This is a genomic window from Neptuniibacter sp. UBA6509 (assembly GCA_002435145.1).
In the GTDB taxonomy this organism is placed as follows: Bacteria; Pseudomonadota; Gammaproteobacteria; order Pseudomonadales; family Balneatricaceae; genus Neptuniibacter.
The window spans coordinates 1-20,736 of record DJLT01000093.1 but is presented as its reverse complement, the minus strand read 5'-3'; the positions used below and the strand labels follow the sequence as shown (position 1 = coordinate 20,736).

Below are 20,736 nucleotides of genomic sequence, written 5' to 3'. Positions count from 1 at the left end.
AGTTACTGTATTCGTGTATCAGCTCTAATGGATACTCTTTACCGGCAAGATAATCATCTATGCACTTTAAAACCATAGGGCTGCGTAGTTTTTCTAAATTACTTTCTATCTCATCGCGGGTCATCCAGACTGCGCGGATAATACCGTCATCCAGTTCTAAAGTTGGATCGTGACTTAACGCCTCAGCGTAAAAGCATGCGCGGTGATAAGTCGTATTGTTATTACCTGATTTATAGATGTAAAAACCGACTAAATATTTAGGCGTTACATACCAAGCTGATTCTTCAAGTGTTTCCCTACATGCTGCTTCGATAAAGGTTTCATCCTCTTCGATATGCCCTGCAGGTTGGTTGAAAACGATTTTCCCAGAAGAACTCTCTTCTACAAGTAGAAACTTTCCCTCTTTTTCGACGATGACAGCAACAGTCGCGTGTGGATGCCAACTCATCATATTCCTCGATAATTTGTCTTAAAAACGGTGCATTTATGCATCTAAATCTTGGCGCACACCATACCACCAAACAAAAGTGTTGAATAGTTTTACGCGGCTCAATGAAGTTACAGATTTTCGCAACACCTTGTTGGTGGTAGTATTGATTCAACCAAAAATTAAAGGGCGCGGTAATGGCAGTTACACAGGTATTTGTTCAAACAGATAATTTTGATATTGGCTATTTGTCAGAACAAGTACGTGCTGGTGATGCAACCAGCGGTGCAATTGTAACCTTCACAGGTATTGTGCGTGAATTAGAGGGCACAGACGATAAACTCGATGCTCTTTTTTTAGAGCACTACCCTGGGATGACAGAAAAAGCACTGGAAAAAATAGCTGATCAAGCGCGTGAGCGTTGGGAGCTTGGTAATATCGTCATTAGTCATCGGGTCGGCCGACTAAGCTTGAATGAGAATATTGTCTTTATCGGTGTGGGTAGTGCGCACCGCGTTAATGCCTTTGAAGCCGCACAGTTTATTATGGATTATTTAAAGAAAGATGCGCCTTTTTGGAAAAAAGAGATCTCGTCTGCGGGTGAAGGGTGGGTAGAACAGAAGGATAGTGATTTAGATGCTGCGGCTTCTTGGTAGTAGCACTCAGGATTTATCTATATAGCTACATCAGTGTAACCTTTATGTTGTCTCAATTTCACTTTGCCGCTCGGTTCATAGGGCGGGTTCAGCCTTAAATCACTTACGTTCATACTCGCACGGTTCCTTCTAGAACTGTGCTCACTTCGTTAAATCTTTTTTTCATTGCTATGCTTTAAGTATTGCGCACTGACCAGCATCTTTTAATTACTGTTCTTTGGACGTGCTATCTATGAACATTATAATTTATGAACATTGTAATTAGCGTTTGTGATCATCTTGAACTGGAAGAGGTTGTTTCTCTCTATCAGGCCAATGATTGGTCGTCTTCTGAAAAACCGGACCAGCTATTACCGGCATTACATAATTCACATTCTCTAGTGACTGCCCGAGTTGATGGCGTTTTGGTCGGTTTAGCTAATGCTATATCTGATGGTTATCTGGTGGTTTATTATCCTCATATGCTGGTGCATCCAGACTTTCAGCGGAGGGGTATCGGACGAAAAATAATGAAGAAAATACAAGCGTGTTATGAGGGTTTTCATCAGCAGCTATTGATAGCAGATGATGAGGCGATTGGCTTTTATGAAGCATTAGGGTTTGAAAAAGCGGGTCGCACAGAATCGATGTGGATTTATGCGGGCGTCAAGCATTAGTTATCTATAGAGGGCCGCTTGGTTTGTGCTTAAATTAGTTGTCATATCTATAACCAAGACCGTGTACAGTTTTAACGATAGTGGGGTGCTTAGGGTCAGTTTCAATATGCTTTCTTAATTTTGAGATATGTTGATCTAGAGTTCGGCTACTGGGCAGATAATCTCTACCCCAGCATTCATTAAAGATCATATCTCGATCCACAACTTTTCCTTCCTGGCGATAGAGTAGTTGTAAGATTTTAATATCTCGAAGGCTGAGTTCTAGTTTTGTATCGCTTCGTTGGGCTCTTAGTTGATCAGGAAAAATTGTTAGATCCGCCATTTGAAAACTATCTGAGTTACTTGATTCTATAGAGGTCGTTTGTTGCAAGCAGCGTCGAGTAACCGCTTTGATTCGAGCAATCACTTCACGCGTACCAAACGGTTTCTTGATATAGTCGTCAGCGCCGAGTTCTAGTCCGAGCACTTGGTCAATCTCTTCTGACTTAGCAGTAATGAAGATGACGGGAACGTTCTCATCAAGCTGACGGATTTTACGGCATACCGTGTAGCCATCCATTTTTGGCATCATAATATCGAGTAGAACGATATCAGGTTGTCCCAATGTGAAGTGCTCAATTGCCTGTTGCCCATCTTCTGCTTCAATTGGTTCATAGCCTTCCGATTCTAGTAAGTCGGATAAACCCAATCGAATATTCATGTCATCTTCGGCAATCAATACTTTCATTCTTTGCTCGTCGTTTTATTGAAGTTGCGATTAAACTCTTTAATCTAGCCGTTAGGTGCTACGGGTAAAGCCTTTTACTCTTTTGCTTCGGGAGTATGCAGACTTAACAGAAAACAGGCGCCGCATTGACTACTTTCAAGTATGAGATCACCGCCATGCTTTCTAGCCAGTTCTCGCGCAATGCTTAGGCCGATGCCTGTACCTGTTACTCCATCTGTGAGCTTATTACTGACCCTATAGAACTGATTGAAAATCTGATTAGCAACGTTCATATCAATACCAGGGCCGTTATCATGTATACGGATAAAAGTGGTGCTGTGTGTTTGCCAACATTCAATAGAGATCTTGCCACTGTTTGCAGCATATTTTTCAATATTACTAAGAAGGTTGTTTAGTATCTGCTCGGTACAATAAGGATCGATCATAACCTCAGATCTACACTTGCTTTGAAATACCGGCTCTAACCCTCGTTGAGTAAATGCTGGAGCAAATGCTTGTAGGGTATTTCGTATACAGGCATCGACAGTGCTTACTTGTAGGCTGAGTTCTACACTGTCGCGTTCTAATCGTGAAAAGCTAAGTACGTTATCGATCAAACGACTGAGCCTTTGACTCTCATTATTGATCACGCTCAGATAACGTTTTGGTTTTGTTTGATCTTCTTCTAAATGGTTTTCAAGCATTTCCGCATACATGCGGACGTTTGTTAAGGGTGTCTTTAACTCATGAGAGACCTGGTTAACAAAATTAACCCGTTGACGTGCTAGCCGTGATTCACGTGTTTGTTCTCGATAAATCAGCCAGCCTAAAAGAGATAGCGCGGTTAACGTAACTAAGATCACGAGTAGCTTCTCTAACCATCTATCTTGGGTGGGTGAAAGGCTGGGGGATATGTATTCCAATCGCCAGCTACTTAATGGATGGCTTAGATTAATAGTTTTAATGGGTTTAAGGTTCTCGGGTGTGAGCTCAATATTACCCCATTCATAGCTAATATCACCTCGGCTATTTTTTAGATAAATTCCTGCATTTGTTAGTTGCTCGTTTGAGTTCACTTCGGTTTGATCGGGCAGAAGGTTGATTAAATCGGAGAGTAAACGTGCGCTATTAATAGCAAAGCCAATCACTTCGTTATCTGCAGTAGATTGCCAGTAGATATGCTGAAGTTGTGTATTGTTGTACCAAGCGATCCAACCGGAGTCTTTTGGTTGCTTGTGTTTTTTTAGCGTTGGAAGAGATTGACGCGTTGGTAGAGATGTAGGCGTTGGCTTAGATAGGACCGTTATTGAATCAGCCGATACTGACTCTTGAATATCACTGTGCGCCAATTTAGAGCCTGTTAACTTCGCGCTCTCTTCTTGAATATCAGAAAGGGCAATGCTGCTAGCAATCTCGGAAGAGGGTTCGGGCTCCGCACTGTATTGTTGTATCCGATTAGATGAAAGGGTTAGTGGAGCTGAGTCAGCTTTTTGTTTTAGCTGCGCGCTATAGGGCGCAGGTGATGAGCGCTTAGCTGAAAGTTGGTTATTAGATTCCTTGCTATTGAGACGCTCAGTCGTCTTAAACTGTTCTGTCTCCCTAATCTCCTGTTTACCGTTAGCACTTACAGGCTGAGAATCACCATCCGCTGATGCATGATTAGCCGCCGCTATGCTGGGTGGACTCTCTTGTGGCTGCATAAAAAGATTTTTTGTTGAGAGCAGTGTTTGTGTCTGTTGTAGAAAATAGAGTTCCTGTTGTGTTGCATTTTTGATCACGGGAAAAAGAGTATCGCGCTGCTGATCTAAAATGAAAACCTGCTCGATATAAGGACTATTTTTTACAAGCTGACGAAGAGAGGAGGTAGAGTATTGCTGGTCTTTACTGGCTAATAGTAAATTGGTTTCTGTTTGCAGAGCTGTTTCTAAGCGCTGAAAGTGTGATTGGAATAAGTCATCAACGTCTTCTAATTGGAGTTGAATGAGGCTTTGGAATTGATGCTTAACTAACTGTTGTTGGTTCTGTTCCAGCTGCACAGATATCCAGCCTAAGATAAGGACCGGAATAAGAATTAGGCTGATTAGAAGCAACGGTGTTTTTTTCAAAATCTGCTCTCTGTATGGTTAACGGCTGTCTTTACTCGGTTTAGCATCTAGTTCGGTTACAAGACCTAATGGCAGGCCTTTGTGTGGCAAAGGCCTGACGTTGTTTGACTAATAACTCTGTTGATTCGCGCGCTTGTATTGACGCTCTTTTAGCTCTTTACGTTTTTTGGTCCATTCTTGTTCATCGTCAAGCTCTTGTGCATCTTGCAAGGCTTCCTCTTTTTGTTCAATCAATTTAGGAGATGCAAGAGATTGGCCTAAGTTGTCTAGATAGTTGGCGCTCTCTTGTAAGATAGTTTTAGCGCCTTGGATATCACCCTGATCTCGTTTCTCCACTGCCTTTCGGTTGTATTCATTAGCCACCTGTTCAGCCGCAGCTTCGTAGGTTTTAGTGTCAATCGCTTCTTCGATCTGTTGCTGTGAACGGGTAAAGTTTGCAGCGACAGTGCTGTTAAGGCGTTCAGTGCGTTTATGGAAAAGGTCATTATAGTTAATATCTACATCGACCAAGTCTATGGACGCTTGGTTTTCCTGTGCAGGTACTTCCACTTCTAGGATAATGAACTTCTCTTGTTCGCTGTATAGCTGGTTCATTCGGGTGTTCACAGTGCTTCCGCTGATTTCAGCTTCACGGCCCAGTACGCGGATAGGGCGGACACCATTTTTACATCTGATGCGAATTTCTACACCTTGAGCGACGACAGAGAGTACATCGCCAAATTCATATTGAAAAATCTCAGCAAGGCTTGATGCGTTTTCTACAAATGCATGATTACCGTCACTAAAGCCTGCAAGCTGAGTCATTAAGTCCTCGTTATAGCCAAGCCCAAGCCCAATAGTGGTTACACTGATACCTTCTTTAGCTAAAGATAGTCCTAACTTTCCTAGTTCATTAGGCGTGCTTGGTCCTACATTTGCGAGCCCGTCAGATAGCAGAATAACGCGATTCACTTTGTTAAGATCCAAGAACTTTCTTAACTCTTGTGCTCCTTTGCTCACACCAGCAAATAGCGCTGTGTTGCCTTGGGCTTGGATGCGATTTATTGCTCGTGCGATGCGGGTGCTATCACTGGCTTTAGTTGCCGGTACCACTACATTCACTCTGCTATCGTAACTGACGACTGAAACGATATCATTTAGATCTAATCGATTGATCGCCATGATGGCCGCTTCTTTTGCATAATACATTTTGTCGCCTTGCATAGAACCGGACTTATCTAACACAATCGCAATATTTGCAGGAATGCGCTCTTGTAGTTTCTCCTGCTTAATACCTTCAAGTGAAATCTTTATAAAAGCATTGTGGGTTTTATTCGCTTCCATGATGGGTGTCGCTAGGTTTACATCCAGATCAACCTGCTTTGCATGAGCGGTAGGTAGCAGGGGGATGCTTAAGCAAGCAGCGACAATGAGGTGCTTTATCTTTATTAGTCGGTGACTGTTCATGTTGTTTTCCTTTTGTAATCGCTGAATTAGATACCGTAAATTTAGGAGAAAACTGAACTTGAAAAGTCAGATAGATCTGTATTTTTTGTAAAAGTTTTGTAAAAACTCATAACCTATTGTGCCAAAAAAGGACTATGTTTTTATAGTAGATTAAGAATTATGTGATTCTGATTTTGATATTTTAAGTTTAGATTCGATAAAGTGATCTAAATACATCACGTTGCTTGTTAGATGGCTGTTAGATGAGTGAAGGATGGTCTTTAATTATCTAGTGACTCAGATCAGTTACAGCTAATCATAATGCTTGCAGACTGTTTGGTCGCAGTTTATTAAGATATTTAAGATCATGTCGATAATTGGAGAGGACGCATTGAATGATAGTGACCAGTGAATTAATTTGGCAGGATCAACAGCATCAGGTGCTCTTTGAATTGATCGATGAAATAAAAGCTGATCATGTCGATCTGTCTACATTTACCCGTTTAATCGATTATGCGGAGCATCATTTTTCTTTAGAAGAGTCTTATATGCAGATGCTAGGTTATCCTGATTATGATGCTCATCTTCAGGCTCATAATAAGTTTCGCAGCGAACTACTGACAATGCTTGATGATCAGGGTGATTATGATGTTGAGTTGAGAACGACACTTTCAGACTTTCTAACCGAGTGGCTTAAGCGTCATATCTATGGTGTTGATAAAAAATTAGAAGTTTTTATCATGCAATCGGAAAGAAAGTAGTGCTTTCGTAGTTGTACTGTGTAATTAGTCAGTCTATTTGCACGGCAGGGGAGGTGGGTCGTGATGCTTTAAAGGTAGAAACGAAAGTCATTAATAGGCATTAAGTACTTAATTTTATTATTATCATTGTGTTTATGATTTAGTTGTTCTAACTTTTAGCTACTCTAAATTGCAGTGAGATAACAGATGCCTTTCATTTGCATAAAGTCTCTTCCATTCGAAGACGAAATAGATGTTCCGGGAATGATCAAAAGCATTACCGAGGATTTCTCTAAAGGAACAGATGTTGGTATTGAGCACATCACTGTGACGTGGGAGTTTATCCCCTCTCGACAATATGCAGTGGCAGGTTTAATGCCTGCTACACAGCCTCAAAGTGGAAGTCATCCCATACTTGTCGATCTACACGCGCCTAGCTTTCATAATAAAAGTAGTGTTGAGGCGATGATGGAGTGCCTTGCCTTTTCTGTATCTAAGCGTAGTAATGTGGCCTATAGTAATATTTTTATTAATTACCGTCGTGTAAGTTCAGGACATGTATTTGATCAAGGCGACATAATGCGTTGGAAATAGAATGCGCGTTAAATAAAAAAGAGGCGGTATGCCTCTTTTTTTGTTTCTGAATTTTTATCCGCTTGTGAAAATATTCTGTTGCAGGGTCTTATATCAAGGTCTTATATAAGAGCCTTAAAGCAGATACTTTTGGTGAGAAAAACGTTCATATTGAAGCGCTTCAGCTACTTCCTTTGCTTTTCTCTCTGATGTCATTTTTCCCAGTAGTACTAAGGCTGCTTGGTAACTTACTAGGCTGCCATTAGAGGTAATAACATTTCGATCAACCACTACATTTGTGTCGAACTGAACGTTTATTTCAGGATATGCCTCTTGTAAATCTTTTTCTCCTCCTGCCCAAGTAGTGGCTTTAAGGTTATTTAAAATCCCAGCTTTTCCCAGCAAGAAAGCCCCTGAGCAGTTACTTGCTATCCATTCTGCGTGTGTGGATGTCTGCTTAATAAACGCTATAAGCTGTTGGTTCTGAATTAAAGGTTTCATCGTGTAGCTGGATGGAACGATCAATACATCAACATGCGGATTATCACCAATCCAACTATCAACATTAAGGCTCAGCCCCTCTTCAGTCGTGATGGAGCTCTTATTTTCAACATTGATAACAATTGGAGTGTAGTCACTAAACCAAGTTTTTCGACTTGCTACACCAAATACTTCCAAAGGCGCTGTGATATCAGAGGTGAGTACACCATCAAAAACTAAAATGCCTATTTTTTTGTTCTCTGCATGTGCTGTATAGCTTGTTAAAGCCAGCATTAGGCTTAGAAATAATATTTGTATCCTATTTATAGACCGCATGAATAATCTCCTTAGATCTATTGAGTGTTCTATTTATAAGTGACTGATTAATAAGTGACTGAGTAGATTGAACGTTCTACATGCGGGTCGTGATGGCTATTCTATTCCACATGTTGATTAGATTGATCTGAGTAATGCATTGGGCGAGAAGCGGTTCAGTTAAATAATCGAGAGCCGTTTGGTATACATCAGAACTAACGCCGTCACGGATCAAGGTGATTGCATCAGTTAAAGCTAAAACAGCTCTCTGTTCATCGTTGAAGAGTAGGGAGGTCTTCCAGTTTGCTAGATCTGTGAGTTGTTCGTTAGTGAGGCTGGTTTTCTTAGCTTCCACTTGGTGCATGTTGAAACAGAAACTACAGTTGTTAATTATAGATGCGCGTAGCTTAATAAGTGATTTTAACTCAGGTGGGATTGCGCATGTTGCTAGGTAATTCTCAATATTAAGTATGGCTTGAAAGGCATAAGGGTCGGCTTTTTGAAGATTTAATCGTTGAGTCATTTTAAGTCCAGTAGTTTGTTATTGCTAATAGGCGGAGTTTAGATAAATCTGATTGCTTGAAAAATATGTTGTTTGTCATTTTATTAATGAATAAGATTCACTAATGGATAAATTTAGTGCTTTGAAAATGTTTGTCACCGTTGCAGATCAGGGAACATTTGGTGCCGCTGCAGCCCAGTTGGGAACAGATCCTTCCACTGTCAGTAAGGCACTAAGCCGCCTTGAGAAGGATTTGGGATATCAGCTCTTTTATCGTTCTACTCGCAAGTTGCAGATTACTGATTTAGGTATGAGCTATTTGGTGACGGTGCGACGGTTGTTGTCGGAACTAAGAGAGGCAGAGATTCAAATAGCAGCTGAAAATGACAGTCCACGAGGAGTGTTAAGAATTAATCTGCCTGTAGCCTATGGCCGGCTATATGTATTACCAATGTTTCCAGAGTTTTGTCGTCTATATCCTGATATAGAGTTGAATGTAACGTTTTCGGATGAATATGAAGATCTTATTGAGCAGGGGATCGATATCTCTTTCAGAACAGGAACTGTTGCTGATAGTCGGCTAATCATGCGTAAACTCAGCCCAATGGATTTCTTTATCTGCGCCTCTAAAGAGTACCTTGCTGAAAATAAAGCGATTACTCAGGTAGATGATCTGCATGATCATCCATGGATTAGATTTCGTTTTAAGCAGACGGGTAAATTAATGCCTGTTTTAGTGAAGGGGGCCGGTGCATCAATTAAGGACCATTCCAGTGTGATAAACCCTGGGGAGCAGTATGTCGTAGATGATGGTCAGGCGCTGGTGGAATTATGTAAACAAGGCTTAGGCTTGATGCAGGGTCCGCATTTTTTGTTTCGAGAAGAGTTACAATCTGGAGAGCTTGTATCGCTGTTTCCACGAACTGAGCCAGAGGGTTTTGGGGTTTATCTTTTATATCCCAAACGGCATTTCTTGCCGAAGAAAGTAGCTGTATTTATAGATTTCATTAAGCGTTCTCTAGCTGAACTTAATGAAACGGCTGATCACAGTTGGGCTAGGGAGATAACGCCCAAGAACGATTGGTAATCAATGTACCGGATTTATCAAGCCTACTCATTTTATAGTGGAAGTGTAATGAGTAATTTGAACCCGTCACCTTTGGCGCTTATCAATTTAAGTTCTCCTTTTAGTTTTTTTGTCACAAGTTCGTTAATGATGTATAAGCCTAGCCCGCTTCCGCCTTCATCTTTCTTGGTTGTGAAAAATTGATTAAACACATGAGGTTGATCGTTGGTTGATATGCCGTTTCCATTATCTTCATAGCTAAGCGTTAAACTGTTCCTATGGCTTTCGCAGTCGAAAATTATCTTCCCTTTTTGGTCTGCTTGATCAAATCCATGAATAAGTGAATTGTTAACTAGGTTTGTAATAATCTGCGCTAATGTTCCGGCCTCTATATCGAGTGAAATATCCTCTGCTATGTTGTTCTCGATTTCGATAGGTCGATTTTTAAAGGCGGGCTTCAGGCTGAGTGTAATCTCATCGATATAGTTTTTTAGGTTTAAGCTTCGAGATCGCTCGCTGATCTGGTCTACTGCAATCTCTTTAAAGGCCAGCATTAGGTCACTGGCCCGCTTTAAATTACTTTGGATAAGCTTTCCTGCTTCTGAACTGTCTTCGAGAAACCTTTCTAGATCACTCTGTTTGAGAGTGTTTTGTTCAATTTTTAATTGAACCTCCCTTGTTCCATCTGTAAGAAAGCTTCCCGCTGTATTAGCAACACCAATTGGGGTGCCTATTTCATGGCTGATACTGCTCACCATTCGCCCTAGGGTAGAAAGCTTCTCGTTTTGGATGATCTCAATTTGTGCTGCTTTTAGCTGGGTTTGAGCGGCATTAAGTTCGGTATCTCGTTCTACAAGAGCTTGAGTGCTATTTTGCACACGTGCTTCTAATTTTTTTTGGTAATCCAAAATTGATTTTTCTCTTTCCTCAAGCCTTTGTTGTTGATTAAGAAAAGAGGAATAAAGGTACTCGATCTCGTTTTCTGTAAGTGGATTGAAGCTCGATTGATCTTTTGTTTTTTGTTTTTTAGCAGGTGATGCCTTGGTAATTACTTCCATCATATGAGCCAGTTTCCTTATAGGTGAAAGGATAAGTGAGCGATGGAGTACAAAAATGAGAGTGATCACAATAATGATTGCTACACAAATAAAGAGGGAGAGTTTGAGGCCAAGGATTTGCCCATTAATAATGGCGTCATCAATCTGAGTGATGACCTCTAAAACTCCTCGTACTTCTCCAATCTCCCAGTCCACTTTGGGGGAGAGTGGATGATCGTTATGGCAGTCTACACAGATTTGAGAAATTAGGGGATCCGCTACAGCTACTTTTACGAGGGTTGTATTTTCATTACTAACTATCTTGCTAAAACTCGAATCAGGGTTGATGCGTAGGTGTTCCCATGCTGCAATTGCAAAACTATCTAGCTGTCGGTCAGATCGGTTTGGAAACGGGTAGGGGCTGTATAATTTAAGTTGAGTGCCTTTCCTTGAATAAATTTCGCTTAGGTCGTGAATCATCGTCGCTGGCAGAGGAATAGTGCCGCTTTTGTCATGGGCTATACCGACTTGAAGGGATGTTTGGTTTATTACTTCAGAAATGACGTTTTCGGCATAGTAACCACGTAATAATTTGAACTGTTCAACGGTGTCCATCGCTTTGAGTTTTGCTTCCTGAGCAGCGTTCTCTTTGACTGCAGAGGGGATATATATCATCACACCGGCGCTGAGCAGTATTAAGATAAATGAAACAGGGATTATGATCTTCCAAATCAAGGAACGACTGAACCACATCAATCCTTCTCCGTCACTTTGATGGCTTTATCAAACTTAGTATAGAAGTGAATACTTGAATGTGGAGTGAGGGAAGGAGCTAAAGGCGGATAAAGACTAGGTTTTTGAAAATGAGAGTTTAATTATGTGATAAATGATTGATAATCATCTCAAGCTGCCACACAAATGATGTGGCAGCTTGAGATAAAACAGTATGTTTAGTGAAGTTTCATCTTAGGCCTAACCACTTTACTGACTTTCTCAGCGATATATACGAGCATCGCTTTGAAAAAACCATGTATTGCGATTTGGTGCATACGATACAGCGATATGTATACGATCCTAGCGATCTTACCTTCAATAAACATGGAGTTTTTAGTCAAATTGCCCATCAGACTACCGACTGTACTGTAGCGACTAAGGTTTACCAAAGAGCCATGGTCTTTGTATACATAAGGTAATAAAGGCTTATCTTGCATCTGCAGTTTGATGTTCTTTTTAACTAAAGTTGCCATCTGGTGAGCAGATTGTGCTCTTGGTGGGACCCAGCTGCCATCTTCCTGCTCGCAGGCACAGCAATCACCAATAACAAAAATATTGTCATGTAATGTGCTTTGTAGCGTTGGTTTAACCAAAACCTGATTTGTTTTGGTTAATTCAAATTTATACAGATCTGCAATAAAGTCAGGCGCTTTAACGCCTGCAGCCCATATCATCATATCGGCTTCAATAAGTTCGCCATCCGCTGTTGTGAAGCCTTCTTTAGTTGCTGACTTAATCCGCGTGTTCTCAGCAACGTCTACACCTAATTCAGATAGTTCATCGCGTGCCGAGGCTGAGATGCGATCAGGCAATGCAGGAAGGATGCGAGGGCCCGCTTCAATTAAAGTGATTTTTAATTGCTGACCGGTCATATTAGGTAGGCCATATGAGCTCAGCATGTCTGTCACATTATGTAGCTCTGCTGATAGTTCAACGCCCGTCGCACCACCACCAACGATGGCAATATTTAGTACACCATGATCTTGTTGGTTGATACGCATGAAGTTGTTAATCAGGCTGTTATGGAAACGCTCAGCCTGCATTGCTGTATCAAGGAAGTAGCAATGCTCAGCAACACCAGGGGTGTTGAAATCATTACTAACGCTGCCGATCGCCAAGATTAATGTGTCATAGGAAAGATAACGCTCAGGAAGGATGGTATCTCCGTTTTCGTCATAGGTCTCGGCTAGGGTGATTGTCTGATTATCGGAATCCATGCCGCAAAAACTGCCAAGTTGGAATTTATAGTGATGCTTGACCGCATGGGCATGATAAACGACTGCATCAGTGCTTGGATCTAGAGAGCCGGTTGCAACTTCATGCAGAAGTGGCTTCCATATGTGAGAACGCTTTTGATCGACGAGAGTGACGCTAACATCGGGGTTTCTTTTATAGCGATGCCCGAGCTGTGTAACAAGCTCTAATCCACCGGCTCCACCACCGACCACAAGTATATTGCGGGGTCCTGTTGAGGTTGTCATAGTTACATTCCTTAAAAAATATGGGATTAGCAACAGGGGGTGTCCTCTATAACTAATCCCATATTCTTTTGGGGTTCGGTATTATTTCCGGAAGTATACTTTGGTATTATTTTGTATGAAAGTAAATAAAATCGATAACGATTAGATCTAAAGAATGAAACCAACAGTTATTAGGTAGGGGCATAATCTGATACTTGATGCCTGCTACCTAATATTATCTAGCCATTACTAAGTGTCTATGAGTTAAAGGTTAAACGCAGCATTTAAGAGAGATTGTGTATATTTCTCTTGAGGTGATGTAAATATTTTCCCAGCATTCCCTTGCTCTATAATGTCGCCATGACGCATAACTACAAGTTTATGGCTCAACGCTTTGACTACAGCAAGATCGTGGCTGATGAATAGGTAGGTGAGTGCATATTTGGCCTGCAGCTCACGTAGCAGTTCGACAATCTGTTTTTGTACTGTTCTATCCAGCGCTGATGTTGGTTCATCTAGAACGATGAGTTCAGGTTTAAGAACTAAAGCACGAGCAATGGCGATGCGTTGTCGCTGTCCCCCAGAAAACTCATGTGGATAGCGATGCCTGCTATCAGGATCGATACCTACCTCATTAAGTACATTAATGATCTGCGTTTCATGACTATCTGCGGCTTCCGGCTGATGAATTTCTAAGCCTTCAGCAATGATCTCTGAAATAGACATTCTAGGGCTTAAACTACCAAATGGATCTTGGAAGACAATTTGAATACGACTTCTTAAGGGTTTGACTTGCTTTTGATCTAAGCCTTGTAGCGCCTGCCCAGCAAAGGTAATACCACCTTCACTGCGGATCAGCTTTATAATGGCTAGCCCAAGAGTCGTCTTACCTGAGCCCGATTCGCCTACTATACCTAATGTTTCACCCTTATTGACCGATAAATCTACGTGGTTTACCGCATGGATATGGTCGGTTGTGCGTTTGAAGAATCCGCTTTTAATTGGGAACCAAACTTTTAGTTTTTCTGTAGTTAAAAGTGTCTCATTAGGGATGTTAACGGATGCGGGGTTCCCTGAAGGTTCAGCATCTAATAATGTTTTTGTATAGTCATGTTGTGGTGAAGAAAAAAGCGTTTCCGTGGTAGCGCTTTCAACTTGTTCACCTTGAAACATGACACAAACGTGATGTGCGTAGCGGCGTACTATGTTGAGGTCATGAGTGATCAAAAGGATCGACATACCCAGCTTATCTTGTAGCTCTTTGAGTAACTGAAGTATCTGTTCCTGAATTGTTACATCCAGCGCAGTTGTTGGTTCATCCGCAATCAATAATTCAGGGTCATTTGCCAAGGCCATTGCAATCATTACACGCTGACGTTGCCCACCTGAAAGTTCATGTGGGTAGCTTCCCAAGCGTTTATGCGGTTCAGGAATACCGACCAAATCAAGCAATTCAAGAATACGTGTACCGGCTTGCTTACCCGTCATACCTCTATGTAGCAGTAATGTTTCGCCAATTTGCTTTTCAATAGTATGAAGTGGGTTTAAGGAGGTCATTGGTTCTTGGAAGATCACACTGATCTTATCACCCCTTAATTGGCACATCTGTGCTTCGTTCAACTCTAGCAAATTCTTACCGTCGTAGATGATTTCACCAGATGGATGACTTGCCTTGGGGTAGGGGAGAAGTTTCAGTACTGACATGGCCGATACTGATTTACCTGAGCCTGATTCTCCCACTAGAGCCAGTGTTTGACCTTTTGGAATATCAAAACTTATCTGCTTAACAGCGTCTACAGGTTGTGCATCTCCTTGATCAAATCGAACTGAAAGGTTGCGTACACTCAATAAATTGTTATTTGTAGAACTATCTTTTTCGTGATTGGTCTTCATGAAACTTTCCTTGGATCAAAGGCATCACGAACTGCTTCGCCGATAAAAATTAATAACGTCAACATAATGGACAAGGTAAGAAACGCAGTAATGCCTAACCAGGGTGCATGAAGGTTGGTTTTACCTTGAGCGACTAATTCACCTAATGAGGGGCTGCCGGGTGGTAGGCCAAACCCTAAGAAGTCCAGAGCTGTCAGCGTTACGAGTGACCCATTGAAGATGAACGGCATAAATGTGAGTGTTGCTACCATTGCATTAGGTAGAATATGCCTAAACATTATCATCCGGTTATTAAGGCCGAGGGCTCTTGCCGCACGCACGTATTCAAGGTTACGCCCGCGTAGAAATTCTGCTCGTACAACATCAACCAGTTGCATCCAAGAGAATAGGAGCATAATTCCCAATAGCCACCAAAAATTTGGTTCTACGATACTGGCTAGGATAATTAAGAGGAATAACACCGGTAGGCCTGACCAGATCTCAATGAAACGTTGGAATATAAGGTCGACTTTACCTCCATAGTATCCTTGAACGGCACCTGCAATAACGCCAATAATGGAACTAGCAATGGTTAGCACTACAGCGAATAGGATTGAGATTCTAAAGCCGTAAATAACGCGCGCTAAAACATCTCTTGCCTGATCATCAGTACCGAATGGATTCTCCATACTTGGTGGTGATGGCGCTGGGACAGGAAGGTCGTAGTTAATCGTATTGTAGCTATAGCGAATCAGAGGCCAGACTATCCAGCCTTGCCCATCTTCATGTATTAGATCTTGAATGTAGGGATCTTTAAAGTCAGCGGGGCTGTCGAATTCCCCGCCAAAAGTAAGCTCGGTATATTCTGTTGCAACGGGGAAAAAAAGATCACCTTTGTAAGACACAATGAGAGGGTCATCATTCGCAATGAACTCAGCAAATAGTGATAAGACAAATAGACAGCTAAACAACCAAAGAGACCAGTAGCCTCGTTTGTTGCTGCGGAAGTTATCAACACGACGTTGATTCAGGGGGCTCATCTTTTTAAATACAGATGCCATTGTTACTGCTCCCTGCTTTCGAAGTCGATACGTGGATCAACGAGTACATAGGTTATATCGCTGATGAGTTTCAGAATTAGACCGATTAGAGTGAAAATGAACAGTGTGCCAAAGATAACGGGGTAGTCACGATTGATCACGGCTTCATAACCTAATAAGCCAATACCATCTAATGAAAAGATAACCTCAATCAGCATTGAGCCAGTAAAAAATATGGTAATTAGAGCTGCGGGCATACCAGCAATAATAATTAGCATGGCGTTACGAAATACATGCCCATAAAGCACCTGATTTTCTTTAAGTCCTTTAGCGCGAGCAGTAATCACATACTGCTTGTTAATCTCATCTAAAAAAGAGTTCTTGGTAAGCATTGTGAGCGTCGCAAAACTGCCTATAACGGACGCAAGTACAGGCAGAGTGATGTGCCAGAAGTAATCCTTAATTTGTCCCCAAAGACTTAGCTCATCAAAATTAGGGGAGGTTAAACCACGCAGAGGAAACCAGTCTAGCCATGTGCCCCCTGCGAAAATAACGATTAGCAAAATAGCGAAAAGGAAGTTAGGAATTGCATAGCCGATGATAATGGCACTACTGGTCCAGATGTCGAAGGGGGTGCCATCTCTGACTGCTTTACGAATACCTAATGGGATAGAGACCATATAGGTAATCAGCGTAGCCCATAATCCCAGAGAAATAGAGACAGGGAGCTTCTCAATGATGAGATCTACAACAGGTTTATCGCTAAATAAACTCTTTCCAAAATCAAATACTGCATAGCTTTTGAGCATGATCCAAAAGCGTTCATAAGCCGGTTTATCAAAACCGTAGAGTGCTTCGATATCTTTAATGATCTCAGGGTCTAATCCGCGGGCGCCTCGATAGGTGCTATCACCGCTATTGACTGTACTCGATTCACTAGAGAGGTCGCTTTGAACTCCACTTACACGAGCAGTCGCGCCAATATTGATGCCTTGCAGCTGCGCGATTGTTTGTTCAACAGGGCCGCCAGGTGCGGCCTGAACAATGATGAAGTTGATCGTGAGTATTCCGATGAGCGTTGGAATAATAAGCAGTAGGCGTCGTAATATGTAAGCTGCCATTATTTACTTTCCTCGACTGATTTGCTCCACCAAGTTTCAAACCCCAAATTGTATTTAGGGCGAATTTTCGGCATCTCAAATTTATTCCAATAAGCGACACGGTATTTATTAATATGGTACTGAGGAATGACAAAATGATTCCACTGCAAAACACGATCGAGTGCACGGGTTCTTAGTACCAGCTGTTTACGGTCTTGTGACTGAATAAGTTGCTCAACCAGATGATCGATAGCAGGGTCGGAAATGCCGATTAAATTGCGGCTACCTTCAATATTGGCACTTGATGAGTGCCAATAGTCCCTCTGCTCATTACCCGGAGAGGATGATTGACCGAAACCGCTGACAATAATATCGAAGTCATATGTTCTTAAACGCCCTATGTATTGAGAAACGTCGATTAATCGGATATTGGCCTTGATCCCAAGACGTTCTAAGTTACGTATGAAGGGAGATACCACGCGTTCAAAGGCTGGAGAGTAAAGAAGCATCTCAATCGTGAGTTGTTTGCCAGTCTCTTCATTGATCAATTTACCCGATTTGAAGACCCAGCCTGCTTTTTGCAACAGGCGTTTGGCTTGGCGTAATTCTGAATAGATGCGTCCATTTCCGTCTGTCTTAGGCGCGCGGTAAACCTGTGTAAAAACTTCAGGAGGGACTTGGTCTTTTATAGGTTCAAAGATCTTAAGTTCTTCTTCACTAGGGAGAGATGTTGCAGCCATCTCCGAATTTGAGAAGAAGCTATGAGTTCGCGTATAGGCATTGTAGAAAATATTTTTATTGGTCCACTCAAAATCAAAAGCTAAGGCAAGTGCCTGTCGAACACGTGGGTCTGTAAATTGCTCTCTACGATTATTAATGACAAACGCTTGCATGCCAGTGGGATTCTGATGTTCTAGTTCAGCTACTTTTATGCGCCCGTCTTCGAAAGCGGATCCGGTGTAGCTGGTCGCCCAACGCTTAGAGGAGTTTTCTTCACGGAAATCGTATTCGCCAGCTTTAAACGCTTCGAGGGCGACAGTGCCGTCCCGGTAATAATCAAAAGTTCGATACTGGAAATTATCATAACCAACTTTTACTGGAAGTGATGCTGCCCAGTAATCTTCATTGCGGCTATAAGTAATGCTGCGGCCGGGATCAAATGATTCAATCTGGTAAGGGCCTGAACCGATTGGAATGTCCAAAGACGGCTTTTGGAAGTCTCTCTTTTCCCAATAGTGTTTTGGTAAAATGGGAACTTCGCCAACAATAAGGGCGAGTTCTCTATTTAAGGCATTTTTAAAGGTGAATTTCACTCTTTGCGGATTGATCGCTTCTATCTTTTCGATATCCGCATAGTAAGCTTTAAAAAAAGGTTTCCCTTTTTCTCTTAATATATTGAAGCTGAATTGGACATCATCTGCCGTAAGTGGTGTCCCATCACTGAATTGCGCTGTTGATCGTAAATTGAAGATGATCCAGCTACGGTCGCTTGGCACTTCAACAGATTCAGCAACCAAGCCATAGAGTGAAAAAGGTTCATCATTGGCTCGGGCCAAAAGGGAGTCATAAAGAAGGCCTAGACCGTCTGCTGAATTTCCTTTCACGATGAACTGATTAAAACTATCAAAAGTGCCAATAGCGGATTGAATCGCTTTGCCGCCTTTGGGAGCATTAGGGTTAACGTATTCAAAATGGGGAAATTGAGGTGGGTACTTTAAATCTCCATGCATAGCAATGCCATGAGAGACTTGAACAACATCAGCTGCGCTTATTAATGAAGCAGTGCTAACGGCTACGCTTACAGTGGCAATTAAGCTTTTACGCAGAAGATGGGTGACAGAGGATAACTTTATCAATAGTGCGTCCTTTTTGGAGAAGAGCTTAGCTATATAGATATGCCACTCGTTGATTTATAGCTGATATTTGTTTGTAACATATGAGGCTATGAGTGTGACAGTAAAAGCCTTTTATTGTTCAAACTCATCCGCAAAATCAGTTAGTTGTTGATGTATATGTTTACGTTTAACTTTGTTTTCAACTAGCTCCGCATGTTTCTGTATCAAATAGTCATGTTTGGACGGATTTCCATCGGCAAGTCCTTTTATAAGGTCTTGGTCCATCCAATTTTGAATACGTTTAAACAATACGACCTTGAAAATAATAGCCAGTGCTGTTGAAACAAAAATAATAATATAAGCTGTAGTGTCCATATTTAGTTCCAATCTTTTCTGGCTATAGTTTGACTCAATTCGAGCGTGTTACATCAACGTACAGAGTTAAACGTTGACCAGGTTGCAAATAGTTTCGTTTGCTAATTTTATTCCATTGTAAAATATCATCTATGCGAACGTTAAACTTGCCTGCAATGCGAGCTAGTGAATCTCCACTGCGAACCTTGTAGCCAACTTTACGAATAATTTGACGGTCAGCACTACTTATAACTGATTGTTGCGGTTTACTCCAAATAACTAGGCGTTTACCAATGGCCAATGAGTCACCCGGAGCCATACTGTTCCAGCTTGCTAGCTGCCGCACACCAACATTATGAGTCTTAGCGATACTCCAAAAGCTATCTCCACTCTTCACCGTATGATAGGTGTCTTTACGATCTGTTGTTCTTGATATGTTCTTTTGCTTTTGAATATGGCGTTGGTGCTGACTTAAGACATATTCGCTTGATAGCTGGCTTGCGGTAGGAACCAAAAGCGTTTTGCCTGCGCGTATATTGTTGTTAGCAATATTATTTGTTTTACGGATCAGTTCAACGGAGGTCTCAAACGCCTGTGCAATGGTGCTGAGCGAATCCCCAGATTTTATTGTATAGCGTGTCCACTGCACTCGTTTGTCAGCAGGTAGTTCCGAAAGTGCTTTATTGAATTGCGCTTTATTCGCAACTGGAACTAAAAGGCGATGAGGGCCTTCAGGCGCAGTTGCCCAGCGGTTAAAACCAGGGTTTAGTAGATAAAGCTCTTTAGTCGTAATACCTGCCATCGTAGCTGCTTGTGCGATATCGATCTGGCTTTGAGTATCTATTTGGCTGAAATAAGGTTGGTTAGGCATTGGTTTTAACGCAACGTTATATTTTTCTGCATTTTTAACCAGTTCAGCAATGGCCAAAAGTTTAGGCACATAAGCCATTGTCTCTTTTGGTAGCTTCAAGGACCAGAAATCAGTAGGTAAGTTTTGACGTTTGTTTTTCTTTATAGCTAAAGAAACTGTACCACCGCCTGCGTTATAGGCAGCTAACGCTAATAGCCAGTCTCCATCAAAACGTTTGTTTAGCTGTGATAGGTATTTATAAGCGGCATCCGTTGAACTGATAATGTCTCTTCGCCCGTCATACCACCAGTTCTGCGTCAGCCCAAAATATTTACCGGTTGAAGGGATAAATTGCCATGCTCCAGCTGCACGGCCGTGGGAATAGGCAAAGGGATCATAAGCACTTTCGACGATAGGGAGTAAAGCAAGCTCAGTTGGAATGTCCCGTTTTATCGCTTCGTTAACGATATGGAAGTAATAAGGCGTGGCACGTTTAACAATACGATCCATGTAAGTTGGGTGTTTAAGGAACGATTTTAATTGGCTTTGAACGCGCTCATTCTCAAGATGGAGGTCCAGTTGCATCTCATCACGTGTTACTTGCCAAAGATCGCTTGGGGCCGAAGCGTATTGTCCTGAATTGTGACTTTGCTTCGCCTTAAAGGCTTGTACAGAGGTCGATTGTTGCTGAGTGTACTGGTCTGAAGTTGTAGGCTTTTCAGTAATGGTTTGGCAACCGGTTAGCACCAAACTAGATAGACAG

19 protein-coding genes are annotated in these 20,736 nt (G+C 41.8%); 5 read left to right on the top strand and 14 right to left on the bottom strand.

Annotated features, from left to right (window positions below):
* Positions 1 to 448: NUDIX hydrolase (locus B4K11_RS11735; RefSeq protein ID WP_292959394.1), on the bottom strand; the 448-nt coding region annotated here is incomplete at its 3' end.
* 176 nt (positions 449 to 624) lie between these two features.
* Here B4K11_RS11735 and moaE point away from each other — a divergent pair.
* Both moaE and B4K11_RS11725 read left to right on the top strand, forming a co-directional pair.
* Entirely contained in the window at positions 625 to 1,083 is a 459-nt protein-coding gene (gene moaE / locus B4K11_RS11730; RefSeq protein WP_292950338.1) for a molybdopterin synthase catalytic subunit MoaE, read from the top strand.
* Positions 1,084 to 1,331: 248 nt separating this feature from the next.
* Positions 1,332 to 1,739 carry a GNAT family N-acetyltransferase gene (locus B4K11_RS11725; RefSeq protein ID WP_292950337.1) on the top strand — a complete coding sequence of 136 codons (408 nt, stop codon included), beginning with the start codon at positions 1,332 to 1,334 and terminating at the stop codon, positions 1,737 to 1,739.
* 34 nt (positions 1,740 to 1,773) lie between these two features.
* Here the strand turns inward: B4K11_RS11725 and B4K11_RS11720 are convergent, their stop codons facing one another.
* From B4K11_RS11720 to B4K11_RS11710, 3 genes are all read right to left on the bottom strand, one after another.
* Positions 1,774 to 2,466, bottom strand: a complete 693-nt coding sequence (locus B4K11_RS11720; protein ID WP_292959393.1) for a response regulator transcription factor — start codon at positions 2,464 to 2,466, stop codon at positions 1,774 to 1,776.
* Between the two features lie 74 nt (positions 2,467 to 2,540).
* Positions 2,541 to 4,550, bottom strand: coding sequence for a sensor histidine kinase (locus B4K11_RS11715; RefSeq protein ID WP_292959392.1), 2,010 nt, complete (start codon positions 4,548 to 4,550; stop codon positions 2,541 to 2,543).
* Positions 4,551 to 4,658: 108 nt separating this feature from the next.
* A complete protein-coding gene (locus B4K11_RS11710; RefSeq protein ID WP_292956313.1) occupies positions 4,659 to 5,996 on the bottom strand; it encodes a vWA domain-containing protein in 1,338 nt (445 codons plus the stop codon).
* A 374-nt stretch (positions 5,997 to 6,370) separates the two neighbouring features.
* Here B4K11_RS11710 and B4K11_RS11705 point away from each other — a divergent pair, with 374 nt between their 5' ends.
* Positions 6,371 to 6,736 (top strand): hemerythrin family protein, encoded by a 366-nt coding sequence (locus B4K11_RS11705; RefSeq protein ID WP_292956316.1) that lies wholly within the window; start codon positions 6,371 to 6,373, stop codon positions 6,734 to 6,736.
* A 186-nt stretch (positions 6,737 to 6,922) separates the two neighbouring features.
* Complete coding sequence (locus tag B4K11_RS11700) at positions 6,923 to 7,309, top strand: hypothetical protein (RefSeq protein WP_292956319.1); 387 nt, start codon at positions 6,923 to 6,925, stop codon at positions 7,307 to 7,309.
* 114 nt (positions 7,310 to 7,423) lie between these two features.
* Here the strand turns inward: B4K11_RS11700 and B4K11_RS11695 are convergent, their stop codons facing one another.
* Together B4K11_RS11695 and B4K11_RS11690 are read right to left on the bottom strand one after the other, a co-directional pair.
* Entirely contained in the window at positions 7,424 to 8,104 is a 681-nt protein-coding gene (locus B4K11_RS11695) for a DJ-1/PfpI family protein (protein ID WP_292956322.1), read from the bottom strand.
* 76 nt (positions 8,105 to 8,180) lie between these two features.
* Positions 8,181 to 8,606 carry a carboxymuconolactone decarboxylase family protein gene (locus B4K11_RS11690; RefSeq protein WP_292956325.1) on the bottom strand — a complete coding sequence of 142 codons (426 nt, stop codon included), beginning with the start codon at positions 8,604 to 8,606 and terminating at the stop codon, positions 8,181 to 8,183.
* A 103-nt stretch (positions 8,607 to 8,709) separates the two neighbouring features.
* Between B4K11_RS11690 and B4K11_RS11685 the strand changes: the two genes are divergently transcribed.
* A complete protein-coding gene (locus B4K11_RS11685; protein ID WP_292956328.1) occupies positions 8,710 to 9,672 on the top strand; it encodes a LysR family transcriptional regulator in 963 nt (320 codons plus the stop codon).
* A 32-nt stretch (positions 9,673 to 9,704) separates the two neighbouring features.
* Here the strand turns inward: B4K11_RS11685 and B4K11_RS11680 are convergent, their stop codons facing one another.
* From B4K11_RS11680 to B4K11_RS11645, 8 genes are all read right to left on the bottom strand, one after another.
* On the bottom strand, positions 9,705 to 11,441 hold the full coding sequence (locus B4K11_RS11680) for an ATP-binding protein (RefSeq protein WP_292959391.1): 1,737 nt from the start codon (positions 11,439 to 11,441) through the stop codon (positions 9,705 to 9,707).
* Between the two features lie 197 nt (positions 11,442 to 11,638).
* Positions 11,639 to 12,943, bottom strand: a complete 1,305-nt coding sequence (locus B4K11_RS11675; protein WP_292956334.1) for an NAD(P)/FAD-dependent oxidoreductase — start codon at positions 12,941 to 12,943, stop codon at positions 11,639 to 11,641.
* A 243-nt stretch (positions 12,944 to 13,186) separates the two neighbouring features.
* Positions 13,187 to 14,815, bottom strand: a complete 1,629-nt coding sequence (locus B4K11_RS11670) for an ABC transporter ATP-binding protein (protein WP_292956337.1) — start codon at positions 14,813 to 14,815, stop codon at positions 13,187 to 13,189.
* Positions 14,812 to 15,855: an ABC transporter permease gene (locus B4K11_RS11665; RefSeq protein ID WP_292956340.1), complete on the bottom strand. Its 1,044-nt coding sequence runs from the start codon at positions 15,853 to 15,855 to the stop codon at positions 14,812 to 14,814. The genes B4K11_RS11670 and B4K11_RS11665 overlap by 4 nt, the downstream gene beginning before the upstream one ends.
* A gap of 2 nt (positions 15,856 to 15,857) precedes the next feature.
* Positions 15,858 to 16,955: a microcin C ABC transporter permease YejB gene (locus tag B4K11_RS11660; protein WP_292956343.1), complete on the bottom strand. Its 1,098-nt coding sequence runs from the start codon at positions 16,953 to 16,955 to the stop codon at positions 15,858 to 15,860.
* Positions 16,955 to 18,790: an extracellular solute-binding protein gene (locus B4K11_RS11655; RefSeq protein ID WP_292956346.1), complete on the bottom strand. Its 1,836-nt coding sequence runs from the start codon at positions 18,788 to 18,790 to the stop codon at positions 16,955 to 16,957. The genes B4K11_RS11660 and B4K11_RS11655 overlap by 1 nt, the downstream gene beginning before the upstream one ends.
* 111 nt (positions 18,791 to 18,901) lie before the next feature.
* A complete protein-coding gene (locus tag B4K11_RS11650; protein WP_292956349.1) occupies positions 18,902 to 19,144 on the bottom strand; it encodes a hypothetical protein in 243 nt (80 codons plus the stop codon).
* 34 nt (positions 19,145 to 19,178) lie between these two features.
* Positions 19,179 to 20,736, bottom strand: a 1,558-nt coding sequence (locus B4K11_RS11645; protein WP_292959390.1) for a LysM peptidoglycan-binding domain-containing protein, incomplete at its 5' end; no start/stop codon positions are given.

Bases quoted from the DNA above. Each gene is read 5' to 3' on its own strand.
- B4K11_RS11690 (WP_292956325.1), bottom strand. From the start codon at position 8,606: ATGACTCAACGATTAAATCTTCAAAAAGCCGACCCTTATGCCTTTCAA.
- B4K11_RS11720 (WP_292959393.1), bottom strand. From the start codon at position 2,466: ATGAAAGTATTGATTGCCGAAGATGACATGAATATTCGATTGGGTTTA.
- B4K11_RS11665 (WP_292956340.1), bottom strand. From the start codon at position 15,855: ATGGCATCTGTATTTAAAAAGATGAGCCCCCTGAATCAACGTCGTGTT.
- B4K11_RS11660 (WP_292956343.1), bottom strand. From the start codon at position 16,955: ATGGCAGCTTACATATTACGACGCCTACTGCTTATTATTCCAACGCTC.
- B4K11_RS11725 (WP_292950337.1), top strand. From the start codon at position 1,332: ATGAACATTGTAATTAGCGTTTGTGATCATCTTGAACTGGAAGAGGTT.
- B4K11_RS11685 (WP_292956328.1), top strand. From the start codon at position 8,710: ATGGATAAATTTAGTGCTTTGAAAATGTTTGTCACCGTTGCAGATCAG.
- B4K11_RS11700 (WP_292956319.1), top strand. From the start codon at position 6,923: ATGCCTTTCATTTGCATAAAGTCTCTTCCATTCGAAGACGAAATAGAT.
- B4K11_RS11680 (WP_292959391.1), bottom strand. From the start codon at position 11,441: ATGTGGTTCAGTCGTTCCTTGATTTGGAAGATCATAATCCCTGTTTCA.
- B4K11_RS11650 (WP_292956349.1), bottom strand. From the start codon at position 19,144: ATGGACACTACAGCTTATATTATTATTTTTGTTTCAACAGCACTGGCT.
- moaE (WP_292950338.1), top strand. From the start codon at position 625: ATGGCAGTTACACAGGTATTTGTTCAAACAGATAATTTTGATATTGGC.
- B4K11_RS11670 (WP_292956337.1), bottom strand. From the start codon at position 14,815: ATGAAGACCAATCACGAAAAAGATAGTTCTACAAATAACAATTTATTG.
- B4K11_RS11705 (WP_292956316.1), top strand. From the start codon at position 6,371: ATGATAGTGACCAGTGAATTAATTTGGCAGGATCAACAGCATCAGGTG.
- B4K11_RS11675 (WP_292956334.1), bottom strand. From the start codon at position 12,943: ATGACAACCTCAACAGGACCCCGCAATATACTTGTGGTCGGTGGTGGA.
- B4K11_RS11710 (WP_292956313.1), bottom strand. From the start codon at position 5,996: ATGAACAGTCACCGACTAATAAAGATAAAGCACCTCATTGTCGCTGCT.
- B4K11_RS11695 (WP_292956322.1), bottom strand. From the start codon at position 8,104: ATGCGGTCTATAAATAGGATACAAATATTATTTCTAAGCCTAATGCTG.